The organism is Treponema sp. R80B11-R83G3, from assembly GCF_054786115.1.
The window spans coordinates 15,445-33,075 of sequence record NZ_BDHF01000609.1 but is presented as its reverse complement, the minus strand read 5'-3'; the positions used below and the strand labels follow the sequence as shown (position 1 = coordinate 33,075).

The 17,631-nt window shown below is 40.6% G+C and carries 17 protein-coding genes and 1 pseudogene; 7 read left to right on the top strand and 11 right to left on the bottom strand.

The features are described from left to right. The first annotated feature begins 44 nt into the window (after positions 1 to 44). Both ACYVRH_RS16215 and ACYVRH_RS16210 read left to right on the top strand, forming a co-directional pair. Positions 45 to 1,079, top strand: coding sequence for a peptidylprolyl isomerase (locus ACYVRH_RS16215; protein ID WP_461257882.1), 1,035 nt, complete (start codon positions 45 to 47; stop codon positions 1,077 to 1,079). A 39-nt stretch (positions 1,080 to 1,118) separates the two neighbouring features. After that, on the top strand, positions 1,119 to 2,105 hold the full coding sequence (locus ACYVRH_RS16210) for a PilZ domain-containing protein (protein WP_461257881.1): 987 nt from the start codon (positions 1,119 to 1,121) through the stop codon (positions 2,103 to 2,105). Between the two features lie 62 nt (positions 2,106 to 2,167). Here the strand turns inward: ACYVRH_RS16210 and ACYVRH_RS16205 are convergent, their stop codons facing one another. The 9 genes from ACYVRH_RS16205 to ACYVRH_RS16165 all read right to left on the bottom strand — a co-directional run bounded on the left by ACYVRH_RS16205 (position 2,168) and on the right by ACYVRH_RS16165 (position 10,746). Then, entirely contained in the window at positions 2,168 to 2,500 is a 333-nt protein-coding gene (locus tag ACYVRH_RS16205) for a hypothetical protein (RefSeq protein ID WP_461257880.1), read from the bottom strand. A 17-nt stretch (positions 2,501 to 2,517) separates the two neighbouring features. Further along, the gene (locus ACYVRH_RS16200; RefSeq protein WP_461257879.1) at positions 2,518 to 2,865 is read right to left on the bottom strand and encodes a hypothetical protein; all 348 of its coding nucleotides are present in this window, start codon (positions 2,863 to 2,865) and stop codon (positions 2,518 to 2,520) included. A 149-nt stretch (positions 2,866 to 3,014) separates the two neighbouring features. Continuing rightward, positions 3,015 to 3,335: a hypothetical protein gene (locus ACYVRH_RS16195; RefSeq protein WP_461257878.1), complete on the bottom strand. Its 321-nt coding sequence runs from the start codon at positions 3,333 to 3,335 to the stop codon at positions 3,015 to 3,017. A 114-nt stretch (positions 3,336 to 3,449) separates the two neighbouring features. Next, a complete protein-coding gene (locus tag ACYVRH_RS16190; RefSeq protein ID WP_461257877.1) occupies positions 3,450 to 3,722 on the bottom strand; it encodes a PG0541 family transporter-associated protein in 273 nt (90 codons plus the stop codon). Continuing rightward, on the bottom strand, positions 3,719 to 6,946 hold the full coding sequence (locus ACYVRH_RS16185; RefSeq protein ID WP_461257876.1) for an efflux RND transporter permease subunit: 3,228 nt from the start codon (positions 6,944 to 6,946) through the stop codon (positions 3,719 to 3,721). Before ACYVRH_RS16185 ends, ACYVRH_RS16190 begins: the two co-directional genes overlap by 4 nt. Before the next feature lie 2 nt (positions 6,947 to 6,948). Continuing rightward, positions 6,949 to 7,902, bottom strand: a complete 954-nt coding sequence (locus ACYVRH_RS16180; RefSeq protein WP_461257875.1) for an efflux RND transporter periplasmic adaptor subunit — start codon at positions 7,900 to 7,902, stop codon at positions 6,949 to 6,951. Then, positions 7,902 to 9,368 (bottom strand): TolC family protein, encoded by a 1,467-nt coding sequence (locus ACYVRH_RS16175; protein WP_461257874.1) that lies wholly within the window; start codon positions 9,366 to 9,368, stop codon positions 7,902 to 7,904. Before ACYVRH_RS16175 ends, ACYVRH_RS16180 begins: the two co-directional genes overlap by 1 nt. Further along, positions 9,365 to 9,517: a hypothetical protein gene (locus tag ACYVRH_RS16170; protein ID WP_461257873.1), complete on the bottom strand. Its 153-nt coding sequence runs from the start codon at positions 9,515 to 9,517 to the stop codon at positions 9,365 to 9,367. The genes ACYVRH_RS16175 and ACYVRH_RS16170 overlap by 4 nt, the downstream gene beginning before the upstream one ends. Then, positions 9,514 to 10,746: a TetR/AcrR family transcriptional regulator gene (locus tag ACYVRH_RS16165; protein ID WP_461257872.1), complete on the bottom strand. Its 1,233-nt coding sequence runs from the start codon at positions 10,744 to 10,746 to the stop codon at positions 9,514 to 9,516. The genes ACYVRH_RS16170 and ACYVRH_RS16165 overlap by 4 nt, the downstream gene beginning before the upstream one ends. 136 nt (positions 10,747 to 10,882) lie before the next feature. Here ACYVRH_RS16165 and ACYVRH_RS16160 point away from each other — a divergent pair, with 136 nt between their 5' ends. From ACYVRH_RS16160 to ACYVRH_RS16140, 5 genes are all read left to right on the top strand, one after another. Continuing rightward, the gene (locus tag ACYVRH_RS16160) at positions 10,883 to 11,602 is read left to right on the top strand and encodes a hypothetical protein (RefSeq protein WP_461257871.1); all 720 of its coding nucleotides are present in this window, start codon (positions 10,883 to 10,885) and stop codon (positions 11,600 to 11,602) included. A 79-nt stretch (positions 11,603 to 11,681) separates the two neighbouring features. After that, positions 11,682 to 12,344, top strand: coding sequence for a lysoplasmalogenase (locus tag ACYVRH_RS16155; RefSeq protein WP_461257870.1), 663 nt, complete (start codon positions 11,682 to 11,684; stop codon positions 12,342 to 12,344). Between the two features lie 45 nt (positions 12,345 to 12,389). Then, positions 12,390 to 13,520 (top strand): type IIL restriction-modification enzyme MmeI, encoded by a 1,131-nt coding sequence (locus tag ACYVRH_RS16150; RefSeq protein ID WP_461257869.1) that lies wholly within the window; start codon positions 12,390 to 12,392, stop codon positions 13,518 to 13,520. After that, the gene (locus ACYVRH_RS16145; RefSeq protein WP_461257868.1) at positions 13,502 to 15,214 is read left to right on the top strand and encodes a class I SAM-dependent DNA methyltransferase; all 1,713 of its coding nucleotides are present in this window, start codon (positions 13,502 to 13,504) and stop codon (positions 15,212 to 15,214) included. The genes ACYVRH_RS16150 and ACYVRH_RS16145 overlap by 19 nt, the downstream gene beginning before the upstream one ends. Positions 15,215 to 15,346: 132 nt before the next feature. Continuing rightward, entirely contained in the window at positions 15,347 to 16,930 is a 1,584-nt protein-coding gene (locus ACYVRH_RS16140; RefSeq protein ID WP_461257867.1) for a P-loop ATPase, Sll1717 family, read from the top strand. Between the two features lie 178 nt (positions 16,931 to 17,108). On the opposite strand, the gene ACYVRH_RS16135 is transcribed toward ACYVRH_RS16140, so the two are convergent. Together ACYVRH_RS16135 and ACYVRH_RS16130 are read right to left on the bottom strand one after the other, a co-directional pair. After that, positions 17,109 to 17,480 (bottom strand): type II toxin-antitoxin system HicB family antitoxin, encoded by a 372-nt coding sequence (locus ACYVRH_RS16135; protein ID WP_461257866.1) that lies wholly within the window; start codon positions 17,478 to 17,480, stop codon positions 17,109 to 17,111. A 9-nt stretch (positions 17,481 to 17,489) separates the two neighbouring features. Continuing rightward, positions 17,490 to 17,594 (bottom strand): annotated as a pseudogene (locus ACYVRH_RS16130) (type II toxin-antitoxin system HicA family toxin); the annotation flags it as partial. Between the last annotated feature and the right edge of the window lie 37 nt (positions 17,595 to 17,631).

Below are 17,631 nucleotides of genomic sequence, written 5' to 3'. Positions count from 1 at the left end.
TGGCATATATTGAATATTAATGAAAAATGCGTTATATAAGTATTATGAAGAAAATAAAATTTTTAATTATTGGAGTTATATTAATTTTGAGCGGTACAGAAACAATTAACGCCCAGAATCTGGGCGACGGGCTTTTTGCGCAAATTACAACCAACCGAGGTGACATCATTGTAAAACTTGAATACCAGCGCGTCCCTCTTACGGTTTGTAATTTTGTCGCTTTGGCGGAAGGTAAAATGGATAACCTGAGAGGCAAGCGTTTTTATGACGGACTGACTTTTCACCGCGTTATTTCAAAAGCAAACGGGGACGCGCAGGACTTTATGATACAGGGCGGATGTCCGCAGGGTAACGGCAGGGGAGGGCCGGGTTATGAGTTTCCCGATGAAATAGTTCCGGCTTTAAAGCATGACAGACCCGGCGTTTTAAGCATGGCAAACGCGGGTCCCGGAACGAACGGCAGTCAGTTTTTTATCACTATTGTTCCCACTCCCCATTTGGACGGAAAACATACGGTTTTTGGTTATGTCGTTCAGGGGCAAAATATCGTAAACACGACAAAGCAGGGCGATAAAATTCAGAAAATTACCATAATACGCAATGGGGCGGACGCTATCGCGTTTAAGGCAGATCAGGAAAATTTTGACAGATTGCTCAAACAGATTAAGTCGGCGGAAGAGGGCAAATTGAAAAATCAACGTCAAAGCGATATCGCTAAAATAAAAAAAGACTATCCCAACGCCCAGCAAACAAAATCTGGCATTTATTACATTATTCAAAAACAGGGGACGGGCGAAAAACCGACACGCGGTAAAACGGTAAGAGTCCATTATACGGGCAAACTGCTTAGCGGGACTGTTTTTGACGATTCTACTCTAAGGGGCCAGCCTTTGGAATTTGCCGCAGGGACGGGCAAAGTTATTCCCGGTTGGGATGAGACTGTTCTTGATATGAAGGTTGGCGAGAAGCGGCTTGTAGTTATTCCTCCCGAACTCGCTTATGGAGACAGGGCGGTAGGCGGCGTAATTCCGGCAAACAGCTTTTTGATTTTTGAGATGGAACTTTTGGGCATTCGCTGACGGCTTGTATATTTTTTTACTTTACTTTATTCTTATCTTATGAGCGATAAAAAGGTTCAATCCGGCTCTAAACCGGAAAAAAAAGATGAAGTAAAATCCGCGGATGCCGGTAAAGAAAAAAATGTTCAGTCTGAATCTGTACCGGAAAAGAAAGATGAAGTAAAACCAGCGGATGCCGGTAAAGATGAAAGTACCCAATCTGAATCTACAGCGGAACAGAAGGCTGAAAGCGCTCAAGGCGAATCCGCGCCGGAAAAGAAAGTTGAAGTAATTAATACGGAAATTGTCGGTAAAAAGGTGTTTTTCCTCTGTCCGTCCGTACAAATGCAAAACCAAATAATGGATGAACTGACGCAGTTGGAATTTGAAATATATGCCGTAAAGGATTCCGCTCGTCTGACGCGCGTTTTAAAGAAATATAACGATTCTATTGTTTATGTTAATCTTGACGATAACGCGTACAAAAGTGAATTGGAAAAATGGATTGAAGTGATACATACCTCCGTGCCGACAGTTAAATTAGGAGTTTTTTCTTCCAATACCGATGAAGAATATAAAAATAAATTTGTTAACAAGCTTAATGTTACATGCGGCTTTATTAATTTAAAACTGGACATGAACAGGGCCGCCCAAAAAATCAGCGAAACCCTTGATAGTTTGAATGTGAAAGGCAGAAGAAAATATCTTCGAGCTTCAACCGAACATGAAACTACCGCAACTATAAATTTGCCGCATGACGGAAATTTTATTAAAGGTACTATTAAAGATGTCAGCGTTGTCGGCATATCATGTGTTTTTAACAATGACCCTGGTTTAAAAGCTAAAACTCTTTATAAAGACATACAAATCAGACTGCAGAGCATGCTCCTTAAAGCGGAAGCGGTAGTTTTTGGTTCCCGTACTGATGGCGATAAAATTTATGTGTTGATATTTAATACGCAGAGAATATCTCCCGACGTCCGCGCAAAAATCAGAAAATATATTCAGCAGAATCTGCAGCATAGGATGGATTCTGAGCTTAAATAATCTCCCAAGCTTCCTTTGAGTGAAATTCTTGCATTATAATGACTCAGTTACAACACGCTAACTTATTTTGTATTGGTTTGAAGTAAATCTTTTTTTTGTATAATGAACGGATCTTCATCCGAGAAAATTTCCATTGTTTCGGCATTACAATAATCCATCAGTTCCGACGCAAATTTATTGGCGGCTGCCGCGCTTCTGCCGTCATTTTGTTCATCTTCATAATGGAAAAACGCAGACCAATGTCCTTCGTCTTTGATGGCGACGCCGCGAACAATAAATTCAAAATCTTCGGCGCTGATCCCCAAACTTTTGGCCCATTCTTCATGTGAGGTGTAGTTTCTTCTAAACATTATTTTGTCATCATAAATCATGAAAATAACTTTTTCGACAGCCATAATAGTTAATATACAACTTATTTATAAATAGTACAACCGTCATGTTCGTGTTCTTTCCGGATAATGAACGGTTCCTCATCTGACAAAATTTCCAAAGAGTTGGTTTTGCAATATTTCATAATTGCAGGCGCGAATTTGCGCGCGGCTGCGGCGCACCGGCCGTCTTCTCTGTCATAGTTATAATAAAAATTAGCGTACCATTTCCCGTCTGTTTTTGCGCATGTCCCGCGTACCATATTATTAAATTCATCTTCGACAATACCCAAACTTTCTGCCCAATCCTTGTGTTGTAAAAAAACCGAATAGTCATTAAACAATAATTCATCGCCGTTAATTATAAACATAAATTCATTATCAGATATCATCTACAGCGCCTCCATGGTGTAGTATACGGCACAATATACAAACTGTCAAAGCTGAGATTACTTTATAGATCCAATACGCATACCGCCGAATCTATATTCGTTTTTGTTTTAGAAGTTTTAATAATAATTTAAAAGAAAAACGCCAAGAGTTATTTTTTTGCTTTTGATGTTTTTCCTGCTTGAACAGGTTTTTTGGCTTCTACCCGATCAAGCGCGCTTGCCGGGAAAGTACCCTCTTGATACGCATTTGTATCAGAAAACCAAGATGTTGTTATTATTTTAGTTTCTTCATTGATAGCCTTGACTACCATTTGGGGACTTTTCGCAAGCGCGGTCACGATAACCGCATCGCCAATAAGCCTTTCTGTAGCTCTTACACTCATATTTACTCCTAAATTATTATACCATATATTTGTGATAATGACAATATATTGTGGAGTTGTTAAGGAAATTTTGGTAGTTGCTGTCATTACGTAGCCGCTATACGATGTATGCTCAAAGAATTTCTTCTGTGCAGACTGCCCGACTGCACAGAAGAGCGTTTAAATGTATACATTTGTCCTTGTTCATATCAGTTCGCGGCATTAAACCCCGAACAATTTAATCCCCTCACCGGGAAATTTTTCCTTCACCTTTACAATCGCCCGCTTTATGCCCTGCGCTTCCTCTTCCTCGCACCAGACGATAAGCGCGAAATTTTCTTCCGGCCAAACCGCGTCCCCCATGCGGGGACCGCAGGCGCCTGTTCCCAACACGTTGGGAATCTTTGTGTAATATTTAGCAACCCCTTCTTTGGCAAGGGCTTCAAGAATATTTTCCTCTACAGAACGATTTGCTACTATCTCTACCCGAATCATAATTCCTCCTTATCTGCATCTGCGGATATTTTAGTTTTTGCGCGTCCTTCGCCTGCGGCGATTTTTTCGCGTTTTTCCTGAGCTAGCGCGGCGCGTCTGTCTGAATGTTTGTTTATTATGGCGTAAACGACGGGCATCAGGAATAATGTCATTAACGTGCCGAATGAAAGGCCGCCAAGAACGGTTTTGCCGATTGGCGCGACAAGTTCCGTGCCTTCGCCGGGGAAGAATGCCATCGGCAAAAGGCCAAGCACTGTAGTAAGCGTCGTCATCAATATCGGGCGAAGCCTGTTTCCGGCGGCTTCGATACACGCGTCATTAAGCGAGTAGCCCCTCTTGCGCAGAAGGTTTGTGTAATCAACCAGTACGATTCCGTTATTTACAATTACACCTAACAACACGAGAAGCCCTACTGCGGTCAATACGTTAAAGATTGTATTGGTTATAAGGTAAATAGCGACAATTCCTATCATTGAAAGCGGAATTGTCAGGATTATGATGAATGGATCCCTGAATGATTCAAAGAGGCTCGCCATAACGCCGAAAACCAGGAAAACGGCTACGATACAGATCAATATAAATCGCCCGAATAATTTAACCATTTCGGCGTTTGCGCCGCCGTACTCTATAATTACGTCGTCTTCAATAGGAATTTCACTTCTGACAATATCTTCTACAAGCTCTTGTATAAGATTTGTTTTTACTCCGGGCTTGCCGCCCGCCGTTACGTGAATAACGCGGCTTTGGTTTTCACGGTTAATTGTTAATGGGCCTGTTCCCTGCTTGTAATGAACAAAACTGGAAAGAGGAACCCTGCCCGCCATCTGGCTGTTGATAAAAATTTTATCAAGAGCAGGCAACGCGTTGCGATCCGCTTCCGCAAGAATTAAAACTACGTCGTAATCCTTGCCGCCCGACTTGTATCTGGTCGCGGTAATGCCGTCAACCGCAGCTTTAATTTCATTGCCTACCGTGTAGGTGTTAAGCCCAAGCGCGTACATTTTTTCGCGGTCAAGAACAATTTCATACTGCGGCAGTCCGTCCTTTAAATCGACTTGCGGTTCTTTAACATAATCGGAAAGCCTTTCCTTTAGCAATGCGGAAATTTTTTCCCCGATTACCTTGCCTTTTTCCAAATTGTCCGTCCGTAAAGTTATGTCTACCACATTGCTGCTGCCCATCATTCCGCCGCCCATGCCGCCGCTGCTAAACGAAAAAAATACGCCGGGGAACTGATTAAAATAAGGCCGCATTATATCTTTTATTTCATTGGCGGTCTCTATTCTTTCAGAGAATTTTTTTAAATTGATACGCAGTGAACCGGTATTGCTGTTGGTTCCGCCCATACCCATCATAGAACTGCCGCCGGCGCGAAGAATTATTCTTTCGTAACTTTTGACTTCTTTTTCTACAATCAATTGGAGTTGTTGTAAAACCGCTTCTGTTTCCGCCAAAGGAGTTCCCATCGGCAGAGTCGCCGATATGCTTACATTGTCCTCTTCCTGCTGGGGCATAAATTCCCAGCCGATACTTGGAATTAAAACCATGCTTATCGCGAATAAAACGAGCAGGAAAATTATAACAACTAATTTGTGGTTAAGCACTTTTTTTACGGCGCCCCGGTATTTATTTTCCAGCCATATAAAAAAACGCTCGAACTTTGAGTCGATCTTAGAGAAAAAACCCGTTAGCGGTTTTTGTTTGCGCGTAACAAGCGGCAGGTAATGGCTTGACAGTATGGGAACAAGGAAAATTGCGGTGAAAAGGGAAATACCCAGCGATATGACGACTGTAAAAGCGAGGCCTGCAAAAAGTTCGCCAGCCATTTCCAAAAGCCCCTTAAACATGACAAGGGGGGCGAAAACGCAGATAGTGGTAATTGTAGAGGCTGTGATTGCGACAATCATTTCCGAAGAGCCGATTACTGCGGCGGTTTTTAACTTTGCGCCTTTTTCCCTGTAATGGTAAATATTTTCCAGAATAACGATTGAGTTGTCAACTAACATTCCTATTCCAAGAACAAGGCCCGCCATTGTCATCAGGTTGAGGGTAAGATGAAAAAAGTACATTAACATCATAGTGATTATAACGGATACGGGTATGCTTATTCCGATGATTAATGTCGGTTTTATCGAGCGCAGGAAGATAAAAAGTATCAATACGGCGAGCAATGCCCCGCTAAACGCGCTTGACGTTACCTGATTAAGAGAATTCTCCACCGTATCCGTAGTGTTAAAAATTTCAGTTATTTTTATGTCAGGCGGAAGTTCTTTAACCATTCTATCCAGTCTTGCGCGAAGGTTCTTCGCGGTTTGAACGGAGTTTTTTCCGCTTTGTTTCTGTACCGAAAGCATTACCGCCGCCCTGCCGTTTACATAGACAAGGCTTGTCTCATCGCGGTAACCGTCAAACACATTGGCAAGGTCGCGCAGGTATATTTGCTTTGGCATTTCTACCTGTCCGCCTGAATAGCCTCCGCCCTTGTAGGAGATAACGGTGTTTCTGATTTCTTCTAACGATTTATATTCTCCCATTGTCGTAAGAATATATGAAAGCCCCCCTTCTGTGATGGTTCCGGCGGCCGTCTGCATATTCTGTACGGTGAGCATCTGCTGGATTTGCGTTACTGTCAGCCCGTAGGCTTCAAGGCGGCTTTGCGGAATTTCTACGCGGACAATTCTTTCTCTGCCGCCGTTTACGGAAGCTGTCGCCACTCCCTGCGTCTGCTCAATGCGCGGGACTATCGTGTCTTCGGCGATTTCACGTAACTCTTCGGGAGTGCGTTTGTCCGAGGTGACCATAAGCCCCATGATTGGGATCATGGACGGATCAAATTTAAAGATCATCGGCGTGTCCGCGTCCGTCGGCATATAGTTTCTGACGCGCTCAAGCAGGTCGCGGATAGAGTTGGAAGCGTCCGACATGTCCGTCCCGTATGTAAACTCCATAATTGCGACGCTTGAACCTTTGCTGGATATGGTAGTCATTTTTTCAAGCCCGGACGCGCTGGATAGGGCAGCTTCCAGTATGCGCGTAACGGAGCGTTCGACTTCTTCAGGCCCCGCGCCGGTATAGGTGGTAAACACCGCTAAAATGGGGGGATTTATTTCCGGATACAGATCAATTGGAAGATTGGCCATCGCGAAAAAACCAAGCCCGATAAGCAGGGCAAAAATTATTAAAAATGTCGTTGGCCGTGATACGACCGTTTTAACCATACTCATATTTATTCTCCCAGCGGCGTCATCCGCTCGATAATATTGACCCTTGAACCGTCGTCTAACAGCGTCTGCCCTTTGATAACTATTTCATTATCAGGCTCAAGCCCTTTTTGAATTTCCATTACATCGTCAATTAAAATGCCTGGGGTCACTATTGTTTTTTTTACGATGTTAATATCCGGGTTTTCTTCGTCTTTCGCTATTACATAAACAAACTGTTCTCCGAATCTGCTAATTACGGCTTGTGCCGGAATTTTTAGAACATTGTTTTTCCGTTCCGTAACAACCCGTACCTTTGCGAACATTCCCGGTTTTAATTTGGAACTTGAGTCCCTTATGTTTACCCGCGCTTCCATTGTACGCGACGCCAAATCGACGGTGGGTGATACTTCGCTTATGCTCCCTCGGAAAACGTCGCCAGGCCACGCGTCAAGCGTAATTTCGCAGGACTGGTTCATCGCTATTCTTGAAATAAATCGTTCCGCTATGCTTAGCTTTATTTCAAGCGCTCCTCCGCCTGATATTCGCGCAAGCGGCACCGCCTGACTTACGGTCATTCCCACCTGGGCTGGGATCATGACGACAGTTCCGCTAATTGGAGAAGTCGCTATATTTTGACGGAATGTCATTCCGGGACGCGAAGGATCGACGGAAGCGATTCTGCCGCCCCTGCTTACCCTGTCGCCGACTGAGACAAAAACCTCCGTCACTTTTCCCGCCGCTTCGGGATAAACGTCTATTGTAGAACCTGCTACAATGTCGCCTGAAAATGTCAGGTAATCCTGTATTTGCCCTTTAACCGCGAGAGTGGTATTGACGGCGAATACCGGCACTTCTCTTGCCCTTTCCGCCGCCTTTTTATCTTTTTTGCAGCCGGAAAAGGCTAACGCCAGCATTAATAACAGAATTACTCCGCAGATTCCGTATAATTTTTTGTTACGTGAAATATTAGTTTTCATTATTTGCTCCTTCCTGAAAGAGTTCCAAACGGAACCCCAATTGAATATTCAAGATCGATAAGACCGTTAAGATAATTAAATTGCTGTTCAAGCAGTTGAACCCGCGCCTGCCGCATGGATTGTTCCGCGTTTTGAACCTGAAAATAATCCTGCAAGCCCGCCCTGTACGCCTCTTCCGTCAGTCGGTACGATTGCTCGGAAAGCCTGACCGTTTCCGCCTGCGCCTGCGTGTTTATCCGCGTTTTTTCAAGAGAAAGCACGGTGTTGTAAACTTCAATTTCCGTCCCGTTGATCATCTGCGCAAGGCCGATTGTCGCGGTTTTGATCTGATCGTCAAGATTTTTTATGCCTTGAAAATCACCGCTGTAAGGAATTAAACTGTGCAGGCGTACCGCGAAAGTCAAGGAAAAAGAACCTGATTTTCGCCAGTCGTCGCTTGAGTCGAACCACGCGTCTTTCCACGGATCTTTTATAAACGCCGAAGTGGTGTTCCAGCTTAAAGTTAAACTTGGGGTGAGGGAATAAACCTGCGCCCTGCGCGCGCTTTGCATCATCAGTATTGTATGCCTTAGTTCCTGAATGTCAGGTTTTTCTTTTGACGCTTTAGAAATCATTTCTGAAACGTCAAGCGGCACAAAATTTGTGTTTTCCGGCATTGGTATCAGTTCAAAATTAGCGTTGTAATCCATGCCCAGAAACATGGCAAACTGCGCCATTGCAAGTTTCATCCCGTTTTCCACCTGATCGATAACAGGCCGCATATTTTCCCTCGCCACCCGCGCCTGAAGCAATGTCAGTTCGGGAGCAAGACCCGCGTTGTAATTCGCCTGCGCCATTTGCACCTGACGCTCTGCGTTCGCGTAACTGCCGCGCATAAGGGCGATGTTTTCCTGTAACAGAAGAATATTATGATACGCCTTGCGAACGTCGCGTTCCAACTGCGATTTGGCTTTTTCATAACTTAAAAGTCCGCCCTCGTAATCAATGCGAAGACGCTTTATGTTTTCAAACATTGCCGCGCTGATTGTAAGAGACGCCTGAATGTTAGCCGCGATATGCCATTGTGAGACATCAATAGGATTGCTTATAAAAAATCCGGCTAAAGGGACAACATTGCCGGAAATTCCGTTTATGGTTTGTGGTGTTCCTGCTCCTGCCGGAATAGGGAAAGTAACGGTAGTTGGATCGCTTTTCTCATTATCCATGGATAAAATTCCCGCAACTGTTATATTGGGAATAAATTGATTCCATGAAAATTCCGAGGCGCGTTTTTTAGTCGCAAGACTTGAACGCGAAGATTCAAGGCTCAGGTTGTTTTTTAAGGCAAGATTAACAGCCTCATCGGGAGATAACTTCATGGGAGAAGCTCCCGCCTCCTGCGCCTGTAAATTTGCACATAACAACAGGATAATTACAAGACAGAACGGATATTTTAATCCGCCTGCATACCGTTTTTTAAGGTTCATACATTGACTCCTTCCTTTGGCCCGCTTAAAGCGCGGCCTTTAATAATCCACGGAATACAAAGTAAAAGTTTGCCTTGTATTCCAAGGCGGCACATACATTCGCTCCGCCTGATATTGCGATTAATCGCAATGTAATGTTTTTTTCTCATTTTGTAAAGCCCCCAAGCCCTTGAGTTATAAATTTATATAACATCCTAATATCATTATTTTGCACTTTTAAATTATCAATTTTGATCATTTTTTCCCGCTTAGCGGAAAATATCGGAGTCGGATGCACTAAAATATTTATCAATAAAAAACAAATCATGTGGGATATGCGCTGTTTGTAATCTTCCGCCGCGCCGCGAATCGATTCAATATCAACGTCTTCAAAAAGCCTGAAAATTTCAAGGTTTTTATCCGGCTTGCCAAGATCCAGTTTTCGCGTGCGAAACCAATTCATCGCAATAAGTATTTCCGGCCTTGCCCTAAGATAAACCGCTATTGAAAAAATCCCTAAGTACAACTGTTCTTCCGCTTTCACGGACAAACTAATTCCCTGATGCGCATATTCAATAATGCGCCTGAACTCGGTAAGGAAAAGACGGCGTAGCATATCCTTTTTATTTTTAAAATGTCCGTACAAACTGCTTTTGGAAAGCCCTAATTTTTTAGCGACCATCTCCATTGACACGTCCCACGGGCCTACTTCGGCTACGGCTTCGGCTACAGCCTTAAAAAACGGTTCAATCTCAGCGTTAAGCGCCATTTTGTCAATCTTCTTTTCCAAATCTTCAAAATCAGGCGATGACTTTTGCGGAGGAAGATTAAAGCCGTTTTTAATCGTCATATTTATCAATTCAGTTATATTTTTAATATCTTCAACGGTAGGCGGATTTTCTATTGTATTTTTTGTTTTATGAAAATAAGACATTAAAAATGTGAGGGCGGCAAAAACAAGCCGTACTGTTTTTTGATCGCATTTATATTTTTTTTCTATTACGCATTCAAGCGTGCCCATGTCCACGCCCCGGGATTTAAGCCTGTCCGCTATGGAATCAACTTCAAGATTGCGCTCATAAATATTTGTTATGGAAAAAATGAGCGCGTAAACGTTACGTGCAAAATAGTCGGTTATGCTTTGAATAATTATAAAAATGCCGTCGTCCGCGTCATTTATTTGCAAAGCTCTTTCAAAATCCGGGCGGACAAAATTCGCGAAATCATCTATGAACCGCTCCGTCATGGCGGCGGTAAGCGCCTGTTTGCTCACGAAATGGCGGTACAGGGCCGGCTTGCTTACGCCCAATTCTTTTGCAAGCTGCGAGAGACTGGTTTTCCTGTAAAAGTTACGGCCCCAAACGCGGAACGCCGCATCCTCAATTTCCGTCTTTGTCAATTTAACCTCAGTTACCGACCGTTCGTTAACATAACTATAACCAACAGAAAATAAAAAAGCAACAATGTTTTTAATAAAATTTCTTGATTTTTCTTTTTTTCTTTTTTATATTGATAAAATAAGAGGAAATATGGGCATGAAATCAAGGTGTTTTATAATATTATTTGCCATTTTTGTCATTTTTTACGGATGTAAAAATGCTGATGATATTGTAAGCAAGCATTATCAAAGCGAGAGGAGCCTTCACGGGACATTCACCGCCGAGTTTGATATTCGCATTGAAAACGTCGGTTATTCCAAAAAGAAAGCGAAACTGGTGGAAAGGCTTGTTTATCAGGGAAAAAATTTTGACGAGTATTTTGCCTACGCGGAAGAAAAATTTATTAAAACAATAGATGATAAAGATTTTCTGCCAATAATCGGAGAAGACGGGAATAAATATTACAATCAATCTTATTTTAATGAAAGTTATAATATTCTGCACTATAACGATTCATATATAATAATTGAGTATAATAAATATTATGTTTTTTCTTCCGCCGCCCATTCATATATTTGGACTGAATATTTTATTATTGATATTGCGCAAGAGCGCCTTCTTGGCATAAATGATATTGCGACTCCGCTTCCCGATGATTTTTTAAATGAAATGATTAAGGAAGATTACAATGTTGATCTATTTTTAAGAGACAATATATGGCCGCCTGACACAATCAATATAAATCATGATAGTGTTGAACTTATTTGGAATGTTTATACCATAACGCCTTATTCGGACGGGATTATTAGTATTGCATTACAGAACGATTCATTTCTGACAAAAAAAGGCAGGGCGATAAAGGCAAAGATACCCTAAAAACCGCTTAACAAAAATATTTATTAGTGATATAATGCTAGTGTTTATATAAAATAATTATTTTTAAAGGAGTGTTTTTATGGAACCGAATATTTTTTTGTCTGAACCAAAATTTTTTTTCTTGATTGTGCTTGGAGTTGTGTCGCTTATTTACATTATTACTCTGTTTTTTAAAGAAAGTGTTTTTCAATTTATTTTGAAAAGCTGCCTTGTCCCATTTATTCTTGCCGTGTATATTTCCGGCCCGAATAAAAGTCTTACAACAATTGTTCTGGCCCTTGTTTTCGCGTGGCTTGGCGACGTTTTACTGATAAAAATAAATAATCCGGTTTTTTTCAGGTTTGGTCTTGCAAGTTTTTTAATCGGACACATTTTTTATATTATAACGATGTTTACTTACGCTATGCCGCTTCACGTTCCTGTTTTGATTATCAGCGTTGCCGCCGCCGTCTGTTATGGGATCATTGCGTTCAAAGCGGTCAAACCGTCACCCGAAATGAAAATACCCGTTATCGCTTACGAGACAATAATCCTGATAATGGTTATTTCCGCGTTACAACTTTTCCTTGCGCACGGATCATGGTTTGGCGTTCTTATATTCGCCGGCAGCCTCTGTTTCCTCGCTTCCGATACAATGTTGGCGCTTGTAACTTTCCGCAAGAAGCCGCTTTATGTTTACGTGATGATCACTTATATCGCTGCGCAATTGCTTATTGCTTTGGGATTTTGTTTGTTGGGGTAATGGGGGAGAATAGCCAAATAATCGAAAATATGTTATTATTAAACTATGCCTTTGTCATGGAATGAAATTAAAACCAGAGCCGCAGCTTTTGTTCTTGAATGGAAAGATAATCGCGCTGTCAAGGAAAAAGCCGAAGCTCAGACATTTGAGACTGAATTCTTAAAAATATTTGGTGTGGACAGGAAAAAAGTCGCTCTTTTTGAACACGAAGTCCGTTTTGGTGACGAGCAAGCTTATTTATTTGATCAAGCCGGTAGTGGGGAGCGTGGTTATATCGATCTTTTTTGGAAAGGCCATATCATCATCGAGATGAAAACTCCGGGCAAAGATTTGGATAAAGCTTATGAACAAGCGAAAGCATACGCTCTTGCCTTACCGCAAAAAGACATACCTAAAGGTATACTGACTTGTGATTTTATCAACTTTCAGTATTATGATTTGGAAGACGCGCCGGACGGCGTTGCGACATGCCACAGTTTTTGTCTTGAGGAGTTACCTGCTCATGTAGAACTGTTTAGTCATTTAGCGGGATACAAAGAGATCGACCCATTCAAACGTTGGGACCCGGTAAACATCGAAGCCGCTGTTAAAATGGGTGAACTCCACAACCGCCTCAAAGATATTGGCTATTCAGGGCATCAGCTTGAATTGTACCTTGTCCGCCTTATGTTCTGCCTGTTCGCCGACGACACAGGCATATTCGAGCCGCCTAATCTGTTCAACAAATACATTCTTGAACGCACTAGCGAAGACGGGAGCGACTTTGCGTTGCATATTCAAAAAATATTTGAAACGCTGAATACCGATAAAAAAGATCGATTAAAAACATTAGACATACAATTAGACCAATTTCCTTATGTCAACGGGCATTTGTTCGAGGAACAACTAAAAACTGCCGATTTTGACCGCCCTATGCGTGACACGCTAATTGAATGTTGCACCCTTGACTGGAGCAAAATATCTCCCGCCATTTTCGGGGCAATGTTTCAAAGTGTTATGTATGACGAAGAACGGCATGATCTGGGGGCGCATTATACCAGCGAGGAAAATATTCTCAAACTTATCCGTCCGTTGTTTCTTGACAAATTTTACGAAGAATTTAACAATATTAAGAAAGTTATAATATCACCCCCCCATTACATCGGGAGAAATTGCTTATGTTTCATAAGAAATTAGCATCCCTAAAGTTTCTTGACCCGGCATGCGGATGCGGGAATTTTTTGGTTATTTGTTACCGCGAATTACGTCTTTTGGAACTGGAAGTATTGGAATTACTGCTTGGAAAAGAGCAAGTCCTTGACGTGCATAGCGAAATCAAAGTCAACGTAAACCAGTTTTACGGCATAGAGATAGAGGAGTTTCCCGCTCAAATAGCGCAGGTCGCCTTATGGCTAGTAGACCACCAGATGAACCTGCTTGTCCGTGAGCGTTTTGGGACTTATTTTATCCGCATCCCGCTTACTGCCGCCGCTTCGATTCACCACGCCAATGCGCTTACTCTTGATTGGGAAAGCGTTATTTCGAAAAACGAATTGTCTTATATTCTTGGTAATCCTCCGTTTTTAGGTAAAAAAGAACAGTCAACGCAACAAAAACATGAACTCGAAACTATTTACCACAATCTGAAAGGTTGCAGGGTTTTGGATTATGTTACTTGCTGGTATAAGAAAGCCGCGCAATATATTCAGGGAACTGAAATTGAATGTGCCTTTGTTTCAACTAACAGTATTTGTCAAGGCGAGCAGGTTCCTGTTCTTTGGCCTGAATTAATGAATAAACATGGTATAAAGCTCAATTTTGCCCATCAAACGTTTAAGTGGAGCAACGAAGCACGGGGTAAGGCCGCTGTTCATTGTGTTATAATCGGTTTTAGTTTGAATGAACGTAATATAAAAAAAATATATCATTATACTGATGTTGCGGGGCTGCCTACAGAAACAAACGTCAATCAGATAAACGCTTATCTGGTTGACGGCCCAACCGTTTTTATAGATTCACGATCAGAGCCAATATGTAAAGTTCCGGTAATGGCTTACGGCAGTATGCCGATTGACGATGGGCATTTGATTTTAAGCGAAGAAGAAGCTGACATTTTGATAAAAAACGAGCCATATATGCAAGAAATGATACGTCCCTATTATGGTGGTGAAGAATTTATCAATAATAAAAAACGTTTCTGTTTATGGTTAGTTGATATTTCTCCTAATATAATAAACAAATCAAAAATCTTGAAAGATCGGATTGAACAAACAAGGATGTTCAGAAAGACAAGCAAGAGGGAAGCGACCAATAAACTGGCCGCTACGCCTTCCCTGTTTGGTGAAATCCGGCAACCGGAAAAAGATTATCTGCTTATCCCGAAAGTATCATCGGAAAATCGTCCCTATATCCCCATTGGTTTTATGAAACCGGAAAACATTACCAATGGCAGCGCCCTAATAATTCCAAACGCCGGACTGTACGAATTCGGCATACTGACTTCTGTAATGCACATGGCATGGATGCGTTATGTTTGCGGGAGACTTGAATTGCGTTATCAATATTCGGCTTCTCTCGTGTATAATAATTTTCCCTGGCCCAATCCAAGTGAAAAGAAAAAAAGTGCTATTATAGAAGTTGCCCAAGCAATATTGGATACTCGCTCCTTATTTCCAGACAGTACCCTTGCGGAATTGTATAATCCCGCAACCATGCCGCCTAAGTTGGTAAAAGCCCACAAAAAACTTGACAAAGCCGTAGAATCAGCCTATGGCCGCTCTTTTGACGATGACAGCCAGCGGGTGGCGTATCTGTTTGAACTGTACCAAAAGCTATGTGGGGAGTTGTTTGTGGAGGTGAGGAAGAAGGGGAAGGGGATGAATGGTAGATGAATTTAAGCAACTCACTTTTTAAGATTTTCTTCATATTTTTATATGCAACTTCCATAATGTAATTTAGTAAAAAAGACAGCTTGTGTTTTTATAATGATAATATTATAATGAAGTTTGTTAGGAGATATAGAGATGCTTAAAATTGATGAGTTAGAACTCGGTTCAAATGATGCTGAAGATTACAAAAGAAAAGATTTAAAAGAATTTTTTAAAACAGTATTTTGCAAAAATATTTATTTAGACAGATTGCTTACAATGAATACTTTTTTTCTTATTGGTGAAAAGGGAACAGGTAAAACCGCTTATGCCGTTTTTTTATCAAATGACGAGTATAAAGAAACACGGTCAATAATAAAATATATCCGTGAAACACAATACCAGAAATTTGTAAACCTTAAGGCAGAAAAACACCTTTTATTGTCCGATTATGTTTCTATATGGCGTGTGATAATCTTAGTTTTAATAGCCTCGAGTATAAAAAAAGAAAATATCTTAGACTTGTTTTCCAAGAGTGAAAAATTAGAAAGAATTAAAGATGCTATAGATGAATATTTTAATAATGCTTTTTCACCTGAAATAGCCACGGCAATGCAAATTATAGAAAATTCCAAAGAGATAGCCAGTTTAATATTTAAAGCGATAAATTATCAAGAGGATGATTCAAAACAATTAACATTTACCGAAACTAAATTTCAGACAAATTTACAGTTCATTGAAAGAAATTTACTAAATTCAATCATGAGTCTAAAAATGAAAAACAATCAATTTTTATTTATTGACGGAATTGATATACGTCCTGCTGGAATTGATTATAAAGAATATTTATCTTGCGTAAAGGGATTGGCAGAAGCTATCTGGGCTTTAAATAATGATGATTTTTCTGTGTCAAACGGTTCAAAAGGAAGATTTAAAGTCATTTTATTAATTCGTCCGGATATATTTCAATCTATTGGACTTCAAAATTCAACAAATAAGATAATGAATAACTCTGTGTATCTTGATTGGCGAACAACTTATAACGACTATCGAAATTCAGAATTATTTACAATAGGAGAAAAGTTACTTTCCTATAAGCAAGATTGTCATAGAGAACACGGCGAAATATGGGATTACTATTTTAACTGGGCAAAGCCGTCCACTAATGAAAGGAGAGAATTTGATACTCCATTTATTCAATTCTTAAGAATTTCTTATTCACGTCCAAGGGATATTGTAACTATTGTACAATATATGCAAAGAATTCAGCAGCAAAAACGATCGGGGACCGAAGTATTTCTTCCTGAAATTTTTGAAAGCAATGAATTTAAAGATGCTTACTCTGAATATTTAATGGGAGGTATAAAAGATCAGCTTGCTTTTTATTATACCGATACAGATTATCAATTATTAATGTACTTTTTGTCCTTATTTAAAAATAATTCTCGATTTAATTATGATTTTTATGTTGAGAAATATAAACACTTCATAGATCATGTTTTAAAAAAAATCAACGATAATAATTTACCTGAATTCATAGATACGGAAGAAATGTTTTTGCAATTCCTATATGAAACTAATATTATCTGTTATATTGATGAAGGTGAGAGAGAACCTTTATTTCGTTATTGTTATAGAGAAAGAAATATGTCTAATTTAACACCAAAAGTTGAATTCGGTAAAAAATATGAATTTCATTATGGGTTAATAAAAGCTTTAAACTTAGCGTCATATAAATAACCAAGCAATAGATTATTTTTGTTTAACAAGTTTCATGTATTTTTAAGACAATCTATTGGAAACCGATAAATCTTAATTATCGATGATTTCTTAGTAACTGTCTCTTATGAGAAACCGACCAAATATTCTTACAAATTTGTAATTCTTTTTTTAATAAAAAACTTTATAAACAGTGCTCTTACGCCAGCCTCTCCCCCAACGCATCCTGCAATACCCTGGACAGGCTCAAACCGGACTGAATTACCTTGTCATCCATCCATTTTGAAATACTAACCGTCCGTTTGACCGCTTTAGCGTCTCTTACCTCGGCGCAAATGAGATTAACAAAGTCGCCATTTTTAATCTTTATTTTTTGGGCAGGTGAGGCACTGGGTATTTTTTGTTTTTTGTCTGCCAGATAACCTATCCATTGAGTTAAAGCGGATTGCGCCATATACATGGCATTCCCAAGAGTTTTTCCTTCGCTAATACAGCCAGGCAAATCGGGATATGTAATCGTATAGCTTTCATCTTTATTCCGGTGAAAAATTGCGGGATAGACGTATTCCATAATGTTCTCCTATGCGATACCAGCCACTTTTAAGATGGCTTTTGCGGTATTTTCGTTAATTTCACGGTGATTCGGGACTTGAATCAGACGGCTTCCCGGTTTTTCATAAATTGGATGATCGCCGGTTCATCCAACCGGTAACCGTTAGCTT

Coding starts and splice junctions, on each gene's coding strand:
- ACYVRH_RS16195 (WP_461257878.1), bottom strand. CDS start 3,335: ATGACAGCAACTACCAAAATTTCCTTAACAACTCCACAATATATTGTC.
- ACYVRH_RS16155 (WP_461257870.1), top strand. CDS start 11,682: ATGGAACCGAATATTTTTTTGTCTGAACCAAAATTTTTTTTCTTGATT.
- ACYVRH_RS16185 (WP_461257876.1), bottom strand. CDS start 6,946: ATGAGTATGGTTAAAACGGTCGTATCACGGCCAACGACATTTTTAATA.
- ACYVRH_RS16135 (WP_461257866.1), bottom strand. CDS start 17,480: ATGGAATACGTCTATCCCGCAATTTTTCACCGGAATAAAGATGAAAGC.
- ACYVRH_RS16190 (WP_461257877.1), bottom strand. CDS start 3,722: ATGATTCGGGTAGAGATAGTAGCAAATCGTTCTGTAGAGGAAAATATT.
- ACYVRH_RS16170 (WP_461257873.1), bottom strand. CDS start 9,517: ATGAGAAAAAAACATTACATTGCGATTAATCGCAATATCAGGCGGAGC.
- ACYVRH_RS16150 (WP_461257869.1), top strand. CDS start 12,390: ATGCCTTTGTCATGGAATGAAATTAAAACCAGAGCCGCAGCTTTTGTT.
- ACYVRH_RS16215 (WP_461257882.1), top strand. CDS start 45: ATGAAGAAAATAAAATTTTTAATTATTGGAGTTATATTAATTTTGAGC.
- ACYVRH_RS16175 (WP_461257874.1), bottom strand. CDS start 9,368: ATGAACCTTAAAAAACGGTATGCAGGCGGATTAAAATATCCGTTCTGT.
- ACYVRH_RS16140 (WP_461257867.1), top strand. CDS start 15,347: ATGCTTAAAATTGATGAGTTAGAACTCGGTTCAAATGATGCTGAAGAT.
- ACYVRH_RS16210 (WP_461257881.1), top strand. CDS start 1,119: ATGAGCGATAAAAAGGTTCAATCCGGCTCTAAACCGGAAAAAAAAGAT.
- ACYVRH_RS16160 (WP_461257871.1), top strand. CDS start 10,883: ATGAAATCAAGGTGTTTTATAATATTATTTGCCATTTTTGTCATTTTT.
- ACYVRH_RS16205 (WP_461257880.1), bottom strand. CDS start 2,500: ATGGCTGTCGAAAAAGTTATTTTCATGATTTATGATGACAAAATAATG.
- ACYVRH_RS16145 (WP_461257868.1), top strand. CDS start 13,502: ATGTTTCATAAGAAATTAGCATCCCTAAAGTTTCTTGACCCGGCATGC.
- ACYVRH_RS16180 (WP_461257875.1), bottom strand. CDS start 7,902: ATGAAAACTAATATTTCACGTAACAAAAAATTATACGGAATCTGCGGA.
- ACYVRH_RS16200 (WP_461257879.1), bottom strand. CDS start 2,865: ATGATATCTGATAATGAATTTATGTTTATAATTAACGGCGATGAATTA.